Here is a 16,015-nt window from a genome sequence, read left to right on the forward strand (position 1 = left end):
GAATGGATGTTGCCGTCAGTGTGCAGGGCCTGTATAAATCCTTTGGAGAGGATGAGGTTTTAAAGGGCGTCACCCGGGACTTTGAGGAGGGAAAGATCCACGGCATCGTGGGAAACAACGGCAGCGGGAAAACCGTGCTTATGAAATGCATCTGCGGATTTCTCCGCCCCACCCGCGGCAAGGTGCTGGTGCGCTACCGGGAGGTGGGCAAGGATATGGATTTCCCCGAGAACATGGGAATCATCATCGAAACGCCGGGCTTTCTTCCCGGTTTGACAGGGATGAAAAACCTCCGGCTGCTGGCCTCCCTGCAAAAAAAGGCAGGGAACGAGACGATTGCCGAAACCATCCGGCGGGTCGGCCTGGACCCCGCGCTGAAAAAGCCGGTGGGGAAATATTCGCTGGGCATGCGCCAGCGCCTGGGGATTGCCCAGGCGATCATGGAGAATCCGTCGCTTCTGATTCTGGACGAGCCGCTGAATGGACTGGATAAGCATGGCGTGCAGGAAATGCGCGCCCTCATCAAAGGGCTGCGGGACGAGGGCAAGACCATCCTGCTGGCCAGCCATAACCAGGGAGATATCGACGAGCTCTGCGACACCGTCTGCGAAATGGACGGAGGAATCATGACAATGGTGAGGGAATCATGAAAGAGATTGTGGTACGGATCAAAGATGCTGTGAAGATGAAAGAGGGGCGCCGGGCGGTCAACGGCGTCTGCATGGAGGTCGGGAGCGGCGAGCTGGTGGCGGTGCAGGGAAAGTCGGGCAGCGGAAAGACGACGCTTTTTCGCCTGTTGGCCGGAATCGACAAGCCGGATGCGGGCTGGGTAGAAGTGCTGGGAGAGCCGCTCTCCGAGCTTTCCGAGGAGGCGCGGGCGGTTTTCCGCAGGAACCGGCTGGGATTGCTGGAGCAGCGGCCGGCCTTTCTCCCTGAACTTTCCGTGATGGAGAACCTGGCGCTGCCCCTCTGGCTCCGGGGGATCCCCAAAAAGGAGAGGGAAAAGGCCATCCATGAAGCCATGGCGGCCGTGGGCGCGCCGGCGATTCTGGAGGCGCGGCCGGAAAAGCTATCCTGGGCGGAACGCCGGTTGGCGGCATTGGCCCGGACGCTGGCGGGCAATCCGCAGGTGCTGCTGGCAGATGAATTTTTGGGGGATTGCCCGGAACGGGAGGGAGAGGCTATGTGGGACTCCCTTTTGGATATTGTGCGGCGAACCGGACAAACCCTGATTTATTTTACAACAGATATGCCCCTGGCCGCGCAGGCAGAGAGATGCTGCGTGCTGCGGGACGGCAAATTGACGGAGGTAACGTTATGAGCAGAAACAAGAGATGGCTGGCATGGTTCCTGGCCGCGGTTTTGTGCCTGGCCCCCATGGGAGCATGGGCGGAGGACGGGGAGGAAGTCCCCCCGGCGGAAATGCCGGAGGCCGGCTCCTTTGCCATCGACACGACCCATGTCTATGCAGGCATGGACCGGGCCTATCAGAGCGGCTATACGCCCACGGTAAAAAATGGAACCGCCAGCGTGGTCCTTCCCCTGCTGGCAGAGAATATACAGGGGAACAGCATCACGGTGACGCCGAATCTGGGCGACCCGGCGACCGCCCCCTTTGTGTTCCGCAATTATCAAAAGGTGTTTACGTTGGCAGAACATCCGGTGAGCGGCGGGGGAAAGGCCGCCTGCTATCTGGTGCAGTTTGATTTTACTTTGCAGAAAGAACGGATGAACGGCGTATATCCGGTGGTGCTGGAGGTACAGGCCAAAGACAGCGCGGGAAATGCGGTCCTACAGAGCTTTACGGCCTATGTGACGGTAAGCGACGGAAAATCTGCGGCAGACGCCGCCGACGTTCCCGCCGACGCCCCGGCCACGGAAAAACCTACCTCCCAGCCGATCATTGTTGTGGAAAAAAGTGTGGCAAATCCAAGCCCGGTCCAGGCGGGGGGCGAGTTCAGCCTGGCTGTCACCCTCCGGAACACCAATAAACAGAAGCTGGTGCAGAACATGACGGTGGCGGTGACCTGCGACAATCCCAGTTTAACGCTGCTGAACGATTCCTCCACCATTTATATCGATAAAATCGCAAAAGGAGGCGCAAAAGAGCTGGAGCTGCGCTACCGCATCGACCCATCGGAGGCGATGGGCAAGGCGAATATCACGCTCACCATGGCCTATGACAATTCGGACGCCGCGACGCTGAATTCGGTGGGGGTGGTCACGGTGGATATCGCCCAGCCCCTGCGGGTTTCGGTATCCATGCCGCAGATCCCCTCCGAGGTCAATGCCGGGGATACCCTGGCACTGGCGTTCCAGGTGATGAACCTGGGGCGGGGGAAGGTTTATAACGTGCGCCTGGAGATTTCTGCACCGGGATTTATTCCGGATAAGGCCGCGTTTATCGGCAATATGGAGCCGGGGAGCGACGGGACGGCGGATGTCAACGTCTTTATCGGCACCCGGGATATGAGCGAGGGCAGCACGGAAACCGAAAAATATGGGATGACCTCCGGCGCGATCACCTTGAAATACGAAGATGAAAACGGGCAGGAATATCAGGAGGAATTTCCCATTTCGACGAATATCCTGGAGCCGTTTATTCCGGCGGCGACAGAGCCCGAGACGCCCGAGGAGACAAAAACACCCAGCCAGTGGTGGATCTTTGTCGCTGCCGGGGCGGCGGTGATTGCCGGAGCGGCCGCCTTCCTGATCGTCCGCAAAAAGCGCAGGGGAAAAGGCCATGACGAGGTTTAAGCTGCGGCTTTCCATAAAAACCTGGAAAAGAGTGGGCTTTCTGTCCTTTTTCGCTCTTTTGGCGGGGCTTTATCTTTTGGGCACCGCCTGCAACGGCTATCTGGCCGTGGCGGATCAAAAGGCGCTTCCCTGCCGGCTTGTGGCCTCTGTCTCCCAGATAGACGCCGCTCTGCTCATGCAGGTGGAAAAAATAGAGGGCGTGACGGGGGTGACAGAGGTTCTGGAAGTGCCGGGCGCATTCCAGGTGGGCAAGGAGGCGCGGGCGGAATTTACGCTCTATGGCCTAAGCCCCGATTTTCTGGAGGGGAGGTTTACAAAGGGCGGCGCATTCCCAGAGAGCAGTGTTATGCCCTATGTTGTGCTGAACGGCGCGGCCGCGGCTTCGGCCACCGACGCGGAGGGCCGCTCCCTTGGAAAAGACCAGCAGCCCGACTGGTTCCAGGAAAATGTGGAGATTCTGGCCGGAGAAAAGGCCGTGCGGGTCAAGATCTGCGGCCAGATCCAGAGCGAAGAGGGAGAGACGCCGGCGGGATATATCAGCCTGTCTGCGGCGAAGGACCTGCTCCGGGAAAGCGGCGTCCAGCCCGAATCCCAGACCCTCTGGATCCGTCTGGAAAATATGGGGCGGATGGAGAGCGTGCAAAAAGAGCTGGAACGGCAGGGGATTTTTGCGGCAAACGCCGATGAGACGGCGGGCATCGCCTGGGAACAGCAGGAAAAAGAGAGCGCGGCCTATCTCACTGCGGGCGTGCTGGCGCTCCTGAGCGGGAGCTTGCTGTTGGGCCGTCAGCTCGCTTTGGAACCCTTGCAGCATGCGGTGGAATGGAAGCTGCTGCGGAACTTGGGATGTTCGGGAAAACAGATCGCCGGGATTGGGCGCTGGCGGGCGGCGCTGGCTTCGGCGGCGGCCCTGGCGCTGGCCCTGGCGGGGCTTTTGTGTGTTCCGCTGTTTCTTGGCCCGGAGGCGGCAGACAGCCTGTTTGCCCTGATGCTCCGGGGAGAGACGGCCGGGATCTGCCTGCTGGCCATGCTCCTCTGTTTCCCGGGATGGTTTGTGCATCCGGAACGGCGAATGGCACGTCTATGAGGGCGTATAAAAAGGCAAAGTGCGGCGCAGCCGCACTTTTTTTCGTTCCTCCCCGGCTTCTGCCGGGTTGTCATTGAATTTTGCCCCCGGGAATGATAAGATAGAAGGCAGAAAGAAAAACGGACAAAGGAAAGCCTATGCGTGAAGAATTAAATCAGAAAAAAATCGATTCCTGGCAGGGAATCCTCTATGTTTTGGGAATTGTCCTCCTTGTGGCTGTCATCTCCTTTGCCATGCAGTTTGTGGCCTATATTTTAAAGATGCAGGTGATCACCATCATCTCCTTTGTGGGAATTGTGGTGGTGGCGACGCTTCTCATTAAAAAGCGGCTGCAAAACTACGCCTATATCATCGACCGCGGCAACATGGGCGTGGAGCGCAGCACGGGAAACAACCGCAAGCTGCTGGCGGAATTCCATATCAAGGACATCGTGTGGCATGGTCCTTTGGCGGAACTGCCGGAGGAATATAAGAATGTGAGCCATTCCAAGCTGACGTTTCTGCCGCTTGCCGGGGCCTATGGCGTGGTATACCGGGATCTGAACGGCTTTATGCGCCGCATCGCCATTTCCCCTTCCGATGCCTTTATCGGGGAGCTTAAGGCCCGGCAGGAAAAGATCCGGGAGCGGGCGGAAAAGAAGCAGGCCGCTGCGGAACGCGCCGCCCGGGAGGAACAGGAAGAAAACCAAGAGGAATAGAAGGCGCCCGACAGGGCGCTTTGGCGCTTTTTGAACCAGCAGATTCAGGCCCCGCTGAAAAATTTAGCTATCGGGCCTGTTTTTTCGGCGCGGCCGGCGGAACGCATGCTTTCTGCCGCTCCGCATGCGGCTTAGGGAGATATTCCCCTGCCCATATTTCCCGGCAGGAAGCTGCGCTATCGTTTCTTGTTTTGGATTCCCGAAGTTTTTTCGCCCGCATACCATGGCCCGCTGGGCATGCAAAGGTGCTGTGCAAAAGGAATGCCGGATCGCGAAGCGCATTTTGCAACGCGGAAAAAGCAGAAGCCGGCGGCTGCGGGCCAGGGCCTCCGCCGAAACCGAGCGGAAAAGACGAGGGTATGGGAAAAAGGAAAGCGCATTTCCGTTCCTGCTTAGCCGTATGAATTGAAATTTTTGGACGGCCGCTTATTTTGATCCCAGGATATTTCATTATAATAGGCTGCGCGAACATGCCGGGTCCTCCCTTTTTTCGGAAAAGGGAAAAGCAATGGGAAAGGCCCGGATAAAAATTGCCGATGTACTGACCCATCATATCATCCCGGCGGAGCTGCTGCCGGAGCGAGAGGAAATATGCCGTCTGCAACACCGATACTTGCCATGCTTCAGGCATGGGAAAACAGAAAAAACGTCCGGTTCTGTATGCCCGGACACAAGGGAAGGGACAATCTCTGGAGCGAAGCCGCCCGGTTTGATATTACCGAGCTTCCGGGGACGGACAACCTTCTGGCGCCGGAGGGCTGCATTGCCCGGTCCCAGGAGCTGACGGCGGCCGCTCACCATGCCGCCCATGCGTTTTATGGCGTGAACGGATCTTCGGGCTGCATTCTCGCCATGTTCTCCTATTTCCGTCCCGGGGATACGGTTCTTGTGGCCCGGGATTTTCACCGGAGCGTGGAAAATGCCATCCGGGTGAGCGGGGTTCGCCCCGTCTATATACCGGTGCGCCAGCGGGCGGGGGAGATGCCCGCCCTGCCGGAAACGGCGGATATTCTCGCGGCCATGGCGGCCCATCCCGAGGCCAAGGCCGTGTTCGTCACCTATCCCAATTACTATGGCATGTGCCTGCCGCTGGCGGAGATTGCCCGAAATGCCCGCAAGCTGGGAATGCTGTTGCTGGCGGACAGCGCCCACGGCGCCCATCTGCCCTTTTCTCCCGGTCTTCCTCCGGATGCCGGGCGGGCGGGAGCCGATCTGTGGTGCGTCAGCTATCATAAAACCCTGCGGGCCATGAACCAGACGGCCGTGACCTTTGCTTCCTCCCGCGTCGATGCAGAGCGGCTGAAACGGGCGGTAAACTGTTTCCAGACGACCAGCCCCAGCTATCCGCTCCTGGCCTCCATCGAAAGCGCCCGGGCGGAGATGGTGGAAAACGGCCGGGAGGAGATCGCCGGGCTGCTGGCCCATATCCGCAGCACCCGGGCGGCCCTGGCGGCAGACGGCATTGCGGCGGAGGAAACCGACGATCCCACCAAGCTGGTTTTGCTCTGCGGGGCGGGACAGTCTGGATTTGCCCTGGCCCAGCGCCTCCATGAAAGGGGAATCGAGGTGGAGGGAGCGGATCTGCGGCATGTGCTCCTGCTGGCCTCCATCGCCAACACAAAAGAGGATTTTGACCGGCTGGCGGATGCCGTCCGGGAGACGGCGGCGGTCGGAGAGCCGATACAGCCCGGCCCGGAATACCTCCTGCGCGCGGAGATCCTGCCGGAAAACGGCAGCGGCGGGGAATGGGTTTTGCTGTCCCAGGCTCCCGGAAGGACAGCGGCGGCCAGCGTTTTTGCCTATCCCCCGGGCGTTCCCCTGTGGCTTGCGGATCAGCCGGTGCGGGAGGAAGATATTGCCCTGCTTGCCAGTTTGCAAAAGACAGGATATAATTTAATAGGGGCGGAAAAAGGAATCTTTGTGAGGAAGCAAGGCCCCGGGAGATAGAGAAAAAGTGAAACAGGGAAAGTTTTTGACCTTTGAAGGCGTAGACGGCTGCGGAAAATCCACGCAGATGCGTTTTTTAAGCGAATATTTGCAGGAAAAGGGCCTGGAATGCGTGGTGACGCGGGAACCGGGCGGCTGCCGCATCTCGGAACAGGTGCGGGAGATTCTGCTGGATGTGGAAAACAAGGGCATGGAGGACATGACCGAGGCCCTGCTCTATGCGGCGGCCCGGGTGCAGCATATAGAGGAAGTCATTCTGCCCGCCATCCGGGCGGGGAAGCTGGTGCTCTGCGACAGGTATATCGATTCCTCCGTAGCCTATCAGGGCTATGGCCGGCAGCTGGGGGCCGAGGCCATTTTGCGGATCAATCAATATGCCGCCAATCACTGCATGCCGGATCTCACGTTCTTTTTTGACTATAAGCCCGCCAAAGCCTTCCAGCGGATGAATCCCCATAAGGAGATGGACCGGCTGGAGCAGGAGGGCGAGGATTTTTATGACCGGGTATACAAAGGCTTCCGGGAGATCTGGAAGGCCAATCCGGCGCGGGTCCGCCGCATCGACGTTTCGGGTACCAAGTTTGAAACCCGGGACCGCATGCGGGCTTTAATAGACGAGGTGCTGGCCCAGTGGTGAGGGAAAGCGCGGAAGAGCGCCTGCTGGCAAACGCCGCGAAGACCCGGCGGCTGGCTCAGGCCTATCTGATATCGGCGTCGGGAGCGGAACAGGCCCGGCGCACGGCACGGGATTTTTTGCAGAGCATTTTCTGCGAGAGCGGGACGGGCTGCGGCGCCTGCCTGGAATGCCGGAAATTCCGGGATGGCAACCAGGTGGATTACCTGGAGCTGGGGGGCGGAGCCATCCGGCTGGACGATGTTCGCCAGGTGCCGGATTTTATCAAAAAGAAGTCGGCGGGGGGCCGGTATAAGTGCATTTATATCGAGGATGCCCACCAGATGAACGTCCAGTCTCAGAACTATCTCTTGAAATCCATGGAGGAGCCGGAGGAGGGCGTTGTATTCGTCCTTTCCACGAATCAGCCCGAAAAGCTGCTTTCCACGGTCATATCCCGCTGCCTCTGGATCCGGCTTCGCCCGCTTTCCCGGGCGGCGCTGCGGGAGCGGCTGGAGGGGAAAATTCCGCCGGAGCGGCAGGAAGCCTGCATCGCCCTCTGCGGCGGTTCCTGGGCCGAGGCCCTGCGCCTGGCCGAAGACGACGAGCTGTTTGACATCCGCGAAACCGCGGCGGAGGTCTGCCGCCATTTTGCCGGGCGGAAAAATCCATCGCTGTTTGAGATGGAAACCAGGATTCTCTCCCATGAAAAGCGCATTTTGGACATGCTTTTTGCCATGGCGGGCCTGTTTCGGGACGGGCTGTATTGGAAAATGACGGGGGAGACGGCCCTTCTTTCCAATCCGGATCAGCGGGAGACGGCCGAAATGCTGGCGGAGCATTTTACAACTTCCGCCCTTCGCTATATAATAGAGATATTGCTGGAACGATACGAAAAAAAACAGAGCTTTCCCGGCTATAAAAACAAGCTGATGGTGGAAGGCATGCTGTTTCAAATAATGGAGGTGAAAGCCGCATGAGCCAGGTCATTGGAGTGCGTTTTAAAAAAGCGGGGAAAATATACTATTTTGACCCCAAGGATATAGAATTTCAGGTAGGCGACGGGGCCATTGTGGAAACCGTGCGGGGCATGGAGTTCGGCGAGGTGGTCATTGCCCGGCGGGAAGTGGGCGAAGGAGAGATCACAAAGCCCCTGAAGCAGGTGCACCGCAAGGCCACGGAAAAGGATTATAAAAAGCTGGAGGAAAACCGGCAGAAGGAGAAGCAGGCATTCGCCATCTGTGAAGAGAAAATCCATAAGCACAAGATGGATATGAAGCTCATCAACGTGGAATATACCTTCGACAACAACAAAATCGTGTTCTATTTCACGGCAGACGGCCGGGTGGACTTCCGCGAGCTGGTCAAGGACCTGGCTTCGGTGTTCAAAACGCGCATCGAGCTTCGCCAGATCGGCGTCCGGGACGAAACCAAGATGATCGGCGGGCTGGGGCCCTGCGGGCGTCCGGCGTGCTGTGCTGTGTTTCTCGGGGATTTTCAGCCGGTTTCCATCAAAATGGCAAAGGAGCAGAACCTTTCCCTCTCCCCCACCAAGATCAGCGGGCTGTGCGGGCGGCTGATGTGCTGCCTGAACTATGAGCATAAATACTATGAGGAGCTTTCCCGGGTGCTGCCCAGAGCGGGCGGCGAGGTCAAGACGCCGGACGGCAAAGGGACTGTGCTGGACACCAATGCCCTCAAACAGACCGTGCGGGTGAAGGTGATGCACGGCGAGGACGACTTTGATGTAAAGGAATATCCGCTCCAGGAAATCGTGATCCTGCGGCGGGGGAAGAAGAAACCGGCGGCAGAGCAGCCCCTGGACGAAGAGATGAAATCTTTGCTGGATGAGTAAATATTTTCAAAAATGTGTTGCATTTTGAATAAACCGTGATACAATAAAACCGTCAATAAATTCTGGAGGTGAATTCCATGGCTTATAAGATTACAGACGAGTGCATTTCCTGCGGCGCATGTGCGGAAGAATGTCCGGTAAGCGCGATTTCTGAGGGCGACGATCAGTATGTGATCGATCCCGATACCTGCATCGAATGTGGCGCCTGCGCGAGCACATGTCCCAACGAAGCGATTGTAGAGGACTAATCCCCGGCAAGCGTGTTTAACCAAAAAAGAGTAGAGCACCGTTTTTGCGGTGCTCTTTTCTTTGCCGGTTTTCCCGCCGGGGATTTTGTGATAGAATAGGGAACATAGCAACGGGGCTTTCCCGGCGGGACAAGGAGGAAAGATGGAACGCATTGAGGATCTGCAGTTTGCCGGCCTGCGATTTTTGCAGAATGACCGGGTGTTCCCCTTTGGGACGGACGCCGTTCTGCTGGCCTCCTTTTGCCGCGCCGGCGCGAAGGATACCGTGGTGGATCTGGGAACCGGCTCCGGTATTCTCCCCATCCTGCTCTATGGCCGGACCCGGGCGCGGATCATCGGCATTGAAATCCAGGAGGAGGCGGCCGAGCTGGCTGGGCGCAATGTGGCCCTCAACCATGCCCAGGACCGCATTTCCATTCTTCAGGGGGATCTGCGGGAAGCGCCGGCGCTCATCCGGGAGCGGGTGAGCGTGGTGGTCTGCAACCCGCCCTATGATAAGCTGGGAACGGGCGGCGTGAGCCAAAGAGACGCCCACCGGGTGGCCCGCCATGAGGTGGCCTGCTCGCTGGAAGATGTGGTGAAAAGTGCGGCCGGCCTGCTGCAGACCGGCGGAAATTTCTATCTTATCCACCGCGCTTCCCGGCTGGCCGAGCTTTGCGATGTGCTGCGGCGGCACAGGCTGGAGCCCAAGCTGCTGCGGCTGGTGGCGCCCCGGGCGGGGCGGGAACCCAACTATCTCCTGCTGCAGAGCAAAAAGGATGCGGCTCCCTCTCTGCGGATTCTGCCCACGCTGCTGATTCAGGAGCAGGGCGGGGTGTTTACCCGGGAACTGCGGGAAATCTATCATATGGAGGACTAAATGCAAACCGGAACGCTTTATATCGTAGCGACGCCCATTGGAAATCTGGGGGATATCACCCTGCGGGCGCTGGAGGTGCTGAAAAGTGTGGACATCATCGCGGCGGAGGACACCCGGCATACCCTCAAGCTGCTCAACCACTATGATATCAAAAAGCCGCTTTTGAGCTATCATGAGCACAGCACGGCGGCCCGGGGCGAGGAGATCGCCGCCCTTTTGGAGGAAGGGAAGAACGTGGCGCTGGTTTCGGATGCGGGAATGCCGTTGATTTCAGACCCGGGCGCCCCGCTGACGGCCCTGCTGGCGGCGCGCGGCCTGCCCATGACCGTGGTTCCCGGGGCGAGCGCCGGGCTATCCGCCCTGTCTCTTTCCGCCCTGCCCTCGGCGAAATTTACGTTTCTGGGGTTTCTGCCCCGGGATAAGGCGCGAAAGGCGGCCCTGGAGGAAGCCTGCAGCTCTCCGCATACCGTCATCCTCTATGAAAGTCCGCACCAGCTGAAAAAGACGCTGCAGGAGCTGGCCGGGCGCATCCCCGGGCGCCGCATGGCTCTGGCGAAGGAGCTGACCAAGGTGCATGAGCGGGTCTGGCGAACGACTGTACAGGAGGCTTTGGCAGAAGTGCAGAGCATGGGAGAAGTGCGGGGAGAATATGTGCTGATTCTGGAAGGCCGGCCGGAGGAAAAGGCAGAGGCGGGCGATGAGGAAATTGCCGCCTGCATCCGCCGTCTTTTGGAACAGGGCGTGAAGGGAAAGGAGGCGGTTGCCCGGGCGGCCGCGGAACTGGGAATACAAAAAAACAGAGCATACAAAATTTTCCTGGAAGTAAAGGAAAATTCGCTGCTCCGGTCATAAAATTGCCAAAAAAATAAACTCACGAGCGCTCAAAGGTTCGTGAGTTTTTCAATGCAGTGCTTGCACACATTTTTGCCCTGAAACGTTTGGATATCGTCCATTCCGTCGCAGAAAATGCAGGATGGCTGATATTTTTTCAGCATGATGTAGTTATCGTCCACAAAAATCTCCACAGAATCTTTGCACTGGATATTCATGATCCGCCGGAGTTCGATCGGCAGAACAATTCTTCCGAGCGAGTCGACCGGCCGTACAATTCCCGTTGATTTCATACGAACCCCCCTTACCAGAAATTCTATTTCCATTATAGCTTTTTTTGTCGACATGGTCAACCAGAAAACGTCAAAATTCGGTAGTTTTTGACAGGATTTTGGCAGGAAATATATGGGAATCCCAAAAACGGGTCAACCGTACTTTTTCCGGCGAAGAATGAATATACATGCAACAAAACGCCGAAAGGAAGGGGAAAGTTGATCAAGGTGATTTGGGGCGGCCTCATTCTCGTGGGGATCGCCGTGGGGATCGGGACCGGCCGTGTGGAGGAATTAAGCCAGACCATTCTGGGGAGCGCAAAAGACGCGGCCGAGCTGGCCCTTTCTATGATAGGGATATACTGCCTCTGGATGGGGCTTTTGCGGATTGCGGAAAAATCCGGCATGATCCAGGCCATCGCCCGGGGCAGCGAGCGGCTGATCTGCAAGCTGTTCACGGGAATCCGCCGGGGCAGCGAGGCGGTTTCCCTCATCACCCTGAACCTGGTGGCGAATATGCTGGGCATGGGCAATGCCGCCACCCCCTTCGGCCTTCGGGCCATGGCGGCGCTTCAGGAGCAAAATCCGGATAAGCGCCGCGCCAGCGACGATATGTGCCTGTTTATCGTCATCAACACGGCCTCCGTCCAGCTTCTGCCCCTGACGATCATCGCCGTCCGGGCGGCGGCCGGCTCGTCTAATCCGGCGGATATCGTGTTGACGGCCTTTCTGGCAACACTGGCGACCGCTGTTTTCGGCGTGATCGGCGCCAAGCTCTGCGCGGGAATCGGGAGGCGGAAAACATGAAGACGCTGTCTCTCATCTCCACCATTTCCCTTCCCATCTTTGTGTTCATCGTCGTCGGCTATGGGCTGGTTAAAAAAGTGGATATCTATGAGGAGTTCATCGCCGGGGCCAAGGGCGGCATCCGGATCGTATTCAAGATCCTGCCCTATATCGTTGGGATGATCTTTGCCGTGGATATTTTCAAGGCGTCGGGCTGCTTTGACGCCCTTTCTTCGGTTTTGGCAAAGCCTCTCTCCTGGATCGGCATCCCGCCGGAGGTGCTTCCCCTCTATCTCATGCGGCCCTTTTCCGGCGGCGCCAGCATGGGCATGCTGGCCGGGGTTCTCACCAAATACGGCGCAGATTCCTTCATCGGGCGGGTGGCATGCACGTTCATGGGCAGTTCGGAGACGCTGTTTTATACCGTCTCTCTCTATTTTGGCAGCGTGGGGATCACCAAAACCCGCTATGTCATCCCCGTGGCTCTCATTACCGACGCTTTCGGCCTCGTGTTTTCCTGCATCATCTGCCATTTGGTTTTCGGATGACCCCCTTGAAGAAAATGCGCAAATGGTGTAAAGTGATAGGGAACAGAGCATAAAAAGGCATAGCGGCTGAAAAAAAGGGGCAGGCTATGCGGAAAATAGAGATTCCGGAGGAGAAAAGCAATGAGTAAACCCACGTTTTATATCACGACGCCGATCTATTATCCCAGCGACAAGCTGCATATCGGCCATACCTACTGCACAGTGGCGGCGGACGCCATGGCGCGGTTCAAGCGGATGATGGGCTATGACGTCATGTTTCTCACCGGGTCGGACGAGCACGGGCAGAAAATTGAAAAGATCGCCCAGCAGAAGGGCGTGACACCCAAGGCATATGTGGATGAGATCGTGGCTTCCATCAGGGATCTTTGGAAGCTCATGAACATTTCCAACGACGATTTTATCCGCACCACGGACGAGCGGCATGAAAAGGCCGTTCAGAAGATTTTCAAAAAGCTCTATGACCAGGGCGATATCTATAAGAGCGAATACGAGGGATGGTACTGCACGCCCTGCGAGTCCTTCTGGCTGGACCGCCAGCTCAAGGACGGCAAATGCCCGGACTGCGGCCGGGAGGTGCATAAGGCCAAGGAGGAATCCTATTTCTTCCGCCTCTCCAAATATGCGGACAGGCTCATTCAATATATCGAAGAGCATCCGGATTTCATCCAGCCCGAGAGCCGCAAAAACGAGATGCTGCAAAACTTCCTGCTGCCCGGCCTGGAAGATCTGGCCGTCAGCCGGACGAGCTTCAAATGGGGCATCCCGGTGACCTTTGACGATAAGCATGTCATCTATGTCTGGATCGACGCGCTTTCCAACTATATCACGGCGCTGGGCTATCTGAGCGATGATGACAGCAAATTCCGGAAATACTGGCCGGCGGACGTGCACCTGGTGGGCAAGGAGATCGTCCGGTTCCACACCATCATCTGGCCCATCATGCTCATGGCGCTGGGCCTTCCGCTTCCCAAAAAGGTCTATGGGCACGGCTGGGTCGTGCTGGACGGCGGAAAGATGAGCAAATCCAAGGGCAATGTGGTGGACCCGGTCATGCTGGCCGGGCGATACGGCGTAGACGCCCTCCGGTATTTCCTGCTCCGGGAGATGCCTCTTGGCGCAGACAGCCTGTTTTCCAACGAGATCCTCATCAACCGGATCAATTCCGATTTGGCCAACGACCTGGGCAACCTTCTTTCCCGGACGGTTTCCATGATCGAGAAGTATTTTGACGGCGTGATTCCCGAGGCCAGCTGTCCGGCGCCGGAGGATGAAACCCTGCGGGAAATCGCGGCGAAGCTGCCGGGCAAGGCGGCGGAGCTGATGGACGGCATGCGGTTTGCCGACGCTCTCGGCGAGATTTTCGCCTATGTGGGCGCTCTTAATAAATATATCGATATCACGGCCCCCTGGACGCTGGCAAAAGACCCGGCGAAAAAGGACCGGCTGGGCACGGTGATGTATCATCTGGCGGAGGGCCTGCGGATTGTGGGCGTGTTGCTGGGGGCGTTCCTGCCGGATACCAGCCAGGGCATCCGGACGCAGCTGGGCATTGCGGACGACGCGGCCTATACCTGGGACAGCATCCAGGCCTATGGCGGCATTGCGGCAGGCACCAAAGTGCAGAAAGGCGCGCCGCTGTTCCCGCGGATCGACGTGGCGAAGGAATTAAAGGAGCTGGAGGAGATCACGGCCCGCAACATGGCCGCGGCCCAGAAGGCGCTGAAAGAGGCCGAAGAAAAGGAAAAGAAAGCGGAGAAAAAGGAGATCATCACCATCGACGACTTTGCCAAAGTGCAGCTGAAAACCGGCAAGGTCATCGCCTGCGAAAACCTGGAGGGGAGCGACAAGCTCCTAAAGCTGCGGGTAAAATGCGGGGAAGAGGAACGAACCATCGTTTCGGGCATCCGCAGTTCCTATACGGCAGAGGAGATGGTGGGCAAAACCATCGTCATCGTCGCCAACTTAAAGCCGGCGAAGCTCCGGGGAACGCTTTCCGAGGGCATGATCCTGGCGGCGGGGGATGGGGAGAACATCTCCCTTCTGACGCTGGACCGCCCGCTTCCGGACGGAGAAGAGGTGCGCTGATATGCTCATCGATTCCCATGCCCATTTATTAGACGAGCGATTTGACGAAGACAGAGGCGAGGTGATCGCCTCTCTTTCGCATAAAGGGATTCTGGCGGTGATCGAATGCGCCACCGGCCCGGCGGACATCGCGGCGGCGGCCCAGCTGGCGGCGGAAAATCCCGCCATATATGCGGCCGTGGGGGTGCATCCCCATGACGCCCGCAGCTATACGCCGGAGGTGGAAGCACAAATCCGCGAACTTTCCCGGCAATCCAAGGTGGTTGCCATCGGCGAAATCGGCCTGGATTACCACTACGATTTCTCTCCCCGCCCCGTGCAGCAGGAGGTTTTGCGCCGCCAGCTGGCTCTGGCCCGGGAGCTGGGACTGCCGGCAGTTCTGCATAACCGAGAATCCACGGCAGATATGCTGGAGATCCTGCGGGAATTTGCGCCGCTTCAAGGCGTGATGCACTGCTTTTCCGGCAGCCTGGAGACGATGAAAATTCTCCTGGATATGGGATTATATATTGGCATCGGCGGCTCTCTCACCTTTAAAAACAGTGTAAAGCCGGTGGAGGCGGCGAAGCAGGTACCCCGGGATCGGTTTCTGATTGAGACGGACAGCCCCTATCTGGCCCCGGTTCCCATGCGGGGAAAGCGCAACGAGCCGCCGTTTACCCACTATGTGGCGGAGCGCCTGGCCGGCCTGCGGGGCCAAACCCAGGAAGAGATCCAAGCGCAGGCTGTGGAAAATACCCGGCGGCTGTTTTCCAAAATCAAATGATGCGCGGAGCAGTGTCCGGGAAGCGCGCCGGCGCATAGGCATCCCTGGGGGTGTCTTTGGGAGCCTGCCCCGGCAGAGAAACTGTTTGCAGCATGCTCCGGAAATTCATCCCCAAAGAGCAAATGAAACCGGGGCGAAAGAGGTTTGTTTCCCCATAGTATCCGGATGGCGGACTAGAGAGTATCAGGAAGGTTTTGTGCAGTTAAGCAAACCGCCCGGCCGAATAGATCGTGATGCGGGAAACCCTCAGGGAAAAAACATAAAAGAACAATCCGGGCAGATATTTCTCTTTTTGAAAAAGGCGTTCCGCTTTTCCAGTCCATCGGGGAAGATGAGGCTGCAAGTGGGGAGAGCTGCAGCGGACTATAAAATATAAAAAATACCTTGCCCACTTTTTTAAGAAGAGAGGGAAAAAAGGGCTGCCGGAACCGGAAAAGGCCCGAGATAAATGGGGAGAGGAAGAAAGAAGTCATAAAATTTCTTTGCCCGCTTTCTTTTTAAAGAAGAGAAGGAAAAAAGGGCTGCCGGAACCGGAAAAGGCCCGAGATAAATGGGGAGAGGAAGAAAGAAGTCATAAAATTTCTTTGCCCGCTTTCTTTTTAAAGAAGAGAAGGAAGAAAGGGCTGCCGGAACCGGAAAAGGCCCGAGATAAATGGGGAGAGG

At 57.7% G+C, this 16,015-nt stretch carries 17 protein-coding genes; 16 read left to right on the forward strand and 1 reads right to left on the reverse strand.

What is annotated here, in order from left to right:
* Nucleotides 1-2: 2 nt before the first annotated feature.
* From H8693_RS09935 to rsmI, 12 genes are all read left to right on the forward strand, one after another.
* Complete coding sequence (locus H8693_RS09935; RefSeq protein WP_249280840.1) at nucleotides 3-650, forward strand: ATP-binding cassette domain-containing protein; 648 nt, start codon at nucleotides 3-5, stop codon at nucleotides 648-650.
* Nucleotides 647-1,321, forward strand: coding sequence for an ABC transporter ATP-binding protein (locus H8693_RS09940; RefSeq protein ID WP_249280841.1), 675 nt, complete (start codon nucleotides 647-649; stop codon nucleotides 1,319-1,321). Before H8693_RS09935 ends, H8693_RS09940 begins: the two co-directional genes overlap by 4 nt.
* Nucleotides 1,318-2,757, forward strand: coding sequence for a COG1361 S-layer family protein (locus tag H8693_RS09945; protein WP_249280842.1), 1,440 nt, complete (start codon nucleotides 1,318-1,320; stop codon nucleotides 2,755-2,757). The genes H8693_RS09940 and H8693_RS09945 overlap by 4 nt, the downstream gene beginning before the upstream one ends.
* Nucleotides 2,744-3,844 (forward strand): hypothetical protein, encoded by a 1,101-nt coding sequence (locus tag H8693_RS09950; RefSeq protein WP_249280843.1) that lies wholly within the window; start codon nucleotides 2,744-2,746, stop codon nucleotides 3,842-3,844. The genes H8693_RS09945 and H8693_RS09950 overlap by 14 nt, the downstream gene beginning before the upstream one ends.
* Nucleotides 3,845-3,981: 137 nt before the next feature.
* Entirely contained in the window at nucleotides 3,982-4,542 is a 561-nt protein-coding gene (locus H8693_RS09955) for a hypothetical protein (protein ID WP_249280844.1), read from the forward strand.
* Between the two features lie 591 nt (nucleotides 4,543-5,133).
* Nucleotides 5,134-6,489, forward strand: a complete 1,356-nt coding sequence (locus tag H8693_RS09960) for an aminotransferase class I/II-fold pyridoxal phosphate-dependent enzyme (RefSeq protein WP_249280845.1) — start codon at nucleotides 5,134-5,136, stop codon at nucleotides 6,487-6,489.
* Nucleotides 6,490-6,496: 7 nt separating this feature from the next.
* Nucleotides 6,497-7,126 carry a dTMP kinase gene (tmk, locus tag H8693_RS09965; protein WP_249280846.1) on the forward strand — a complete coding sequence of 210 codons (630 nt, stop codon included), beginning with the start codon at nucleotides 6,497-6,499 and terminating at the stop codon, nucleotides 7,124-7,126.
* Entirely contained in the window at nucleotides 7,120-8,082 is a 963-nt protein-coding gene (locus H8693_RS09970) for a DNA polymerase III subunit (RefSeq protein ID WP_249280847.1), read from the forward strand. The genes tmk and H8693_RS09970 overlap by 7 nt, the downstream gene beginning before the upstream one ends.
* Nucleotides 8,079-8,957 carry a PSP1 domain-containing protein gene (locus H8693_RS09975; RefSeq protein ID WP_249280848.1) on the forward strand — a complete coding sequence of 293 codons (879 nt, stop codon included), beginning with the start codon at nucleotides 8,079-8,081 and terminating at the stop codon, nucleotides 8,955-8,957. The genes H8693_RS09970 and H8693_RS09975 overlap by 4 nt, the downstream gene beginning before the upstream one ends.
* Nucleotides 8,958-9,034: 77 nt before the next feature.
* Nucleotides 9,035-9,205: a DUF362 domain-containing protein gene (locus tag H8693_RS09980; RefSeq protein ID WP_178619054.1), complete on the forward strand. Its 171-nt coding sequence runs from the start codon at nucleotides 9,035-9,037 to the stop codon at nucleotides 9,203-9,205.
* Between the two features lie 142 nt (nucleotides 9,206-9,347).
* Entirely contained in the window at nucleotides 9,348-10,064 is a 717-nt protein-coding gene (locus H8693_RS09985) for a tRNA1(Val) (adenine(37)-N6)-methyltransferase (RefSeq protein WP_178619058.1), read from the forward strand.
* Nucleotides 10,065-10,916 (forward strand): 16S rRNA (cytidine(1402)-2'-O)-methyltransferase, encoded by an 852-nt coding sequence (gene rsmI, locus H8693_RS09990; protein WP_249280849.1) that lies wholly within the window; start codon nucleotides 10,065-10,067, stop codon nucleotides 10,914-10,916.
* Between the two features lie 29 nt (nucleotides 10,917-10,945).
* On the opposite strand, the gene H8693_RS09995 is transcribed toward rsmI, so the two are convergent.
* Complete coding sequence (locus tag H8693_RS09995; RefSeq protein WP_178619064.1) at nucleotides 10,946-11,188, reverse strand: AbrB/MazE/SpoVT family DNA-binding domain-containing protein; 243 nt, start codon at nucleotides 11,186-11,188, stop codon at nucleotides 10,946-10,948.
* Between the two features lie 207 nt (nucleotides 11,189-11,395).
* Here H8693_RS09995 and H8693_RS10000 point away from each other — a divergent pair, with 207 nt between their 5' ends.
* The 4 genes from H8693_RS10000 (at nucleotide 11,396) to H8693_RS10015 (ending at nucleotide 15,352) form a co-directional block, all read left to right on the forward strand.
* Nucleotides 11,396-11,974, forward strand: coding sequence for a nucleoside recognition domain-containing protein (locus tag H8693_RS10000; RefSeq protein WP_330605762.1), 579 nt, complete (start codon nucleotides 11,396-11,398; stop codon nucleotides 11,972-11,974).
* Nucleotides 11,971-12,501 carry a spore maturation protein gene (locus tag H8693_RS10005; protein WP_249280851.1) on the forward strand — a complete coding sequence of 177 codons (531 nt, stop codon included), beginning with the start codon at nucleotides 11,971-11,973 and terminating at the stop codon, nucleotides 12,499-12,501. Before H8693_RS10000 ends, H8693_RS10005 begins: the two co-directional genes overlap by 4 nt.
* A 120-nt stretch (nucleotides 12,502-12,621) precedes the next feature.
* Complete coding sequence (gene metG, locus H8693_RS10010; protein WP_249280852.1) at nucleotides 12,622-14,586, forward strand: methionine--tRNA ligase; 1,965 nt, start codon at nucleotides 12,622-12,624, stop codon at nucleotides 14,584-14,586.
* A gap of 1 nt (nucleotide 14,587) precedes the next feature.
* Nucleotides 14,588-15,352 (forward strand): TatD family hydrolase, encoded by a 765-nt coding sequence (locus tag H8693_RS10015; protein WP_249280853.1) that lies wholly within the window; start codon nucleotides 14,588-14,590, stop codon nucleotides 15,350-15,352.
* Nucleotides 15,353-16,015: the final 663 nt, after the last annotated feature.

The organism is Guopingia tenuis, from assembly GCF_014384805.1.
Taxonomy (GTDB): Bacteria; Bacillota; Clostridia; order Christensenellales; family Christensenellaceae; genus Guopingia; species Guopingia tenuis.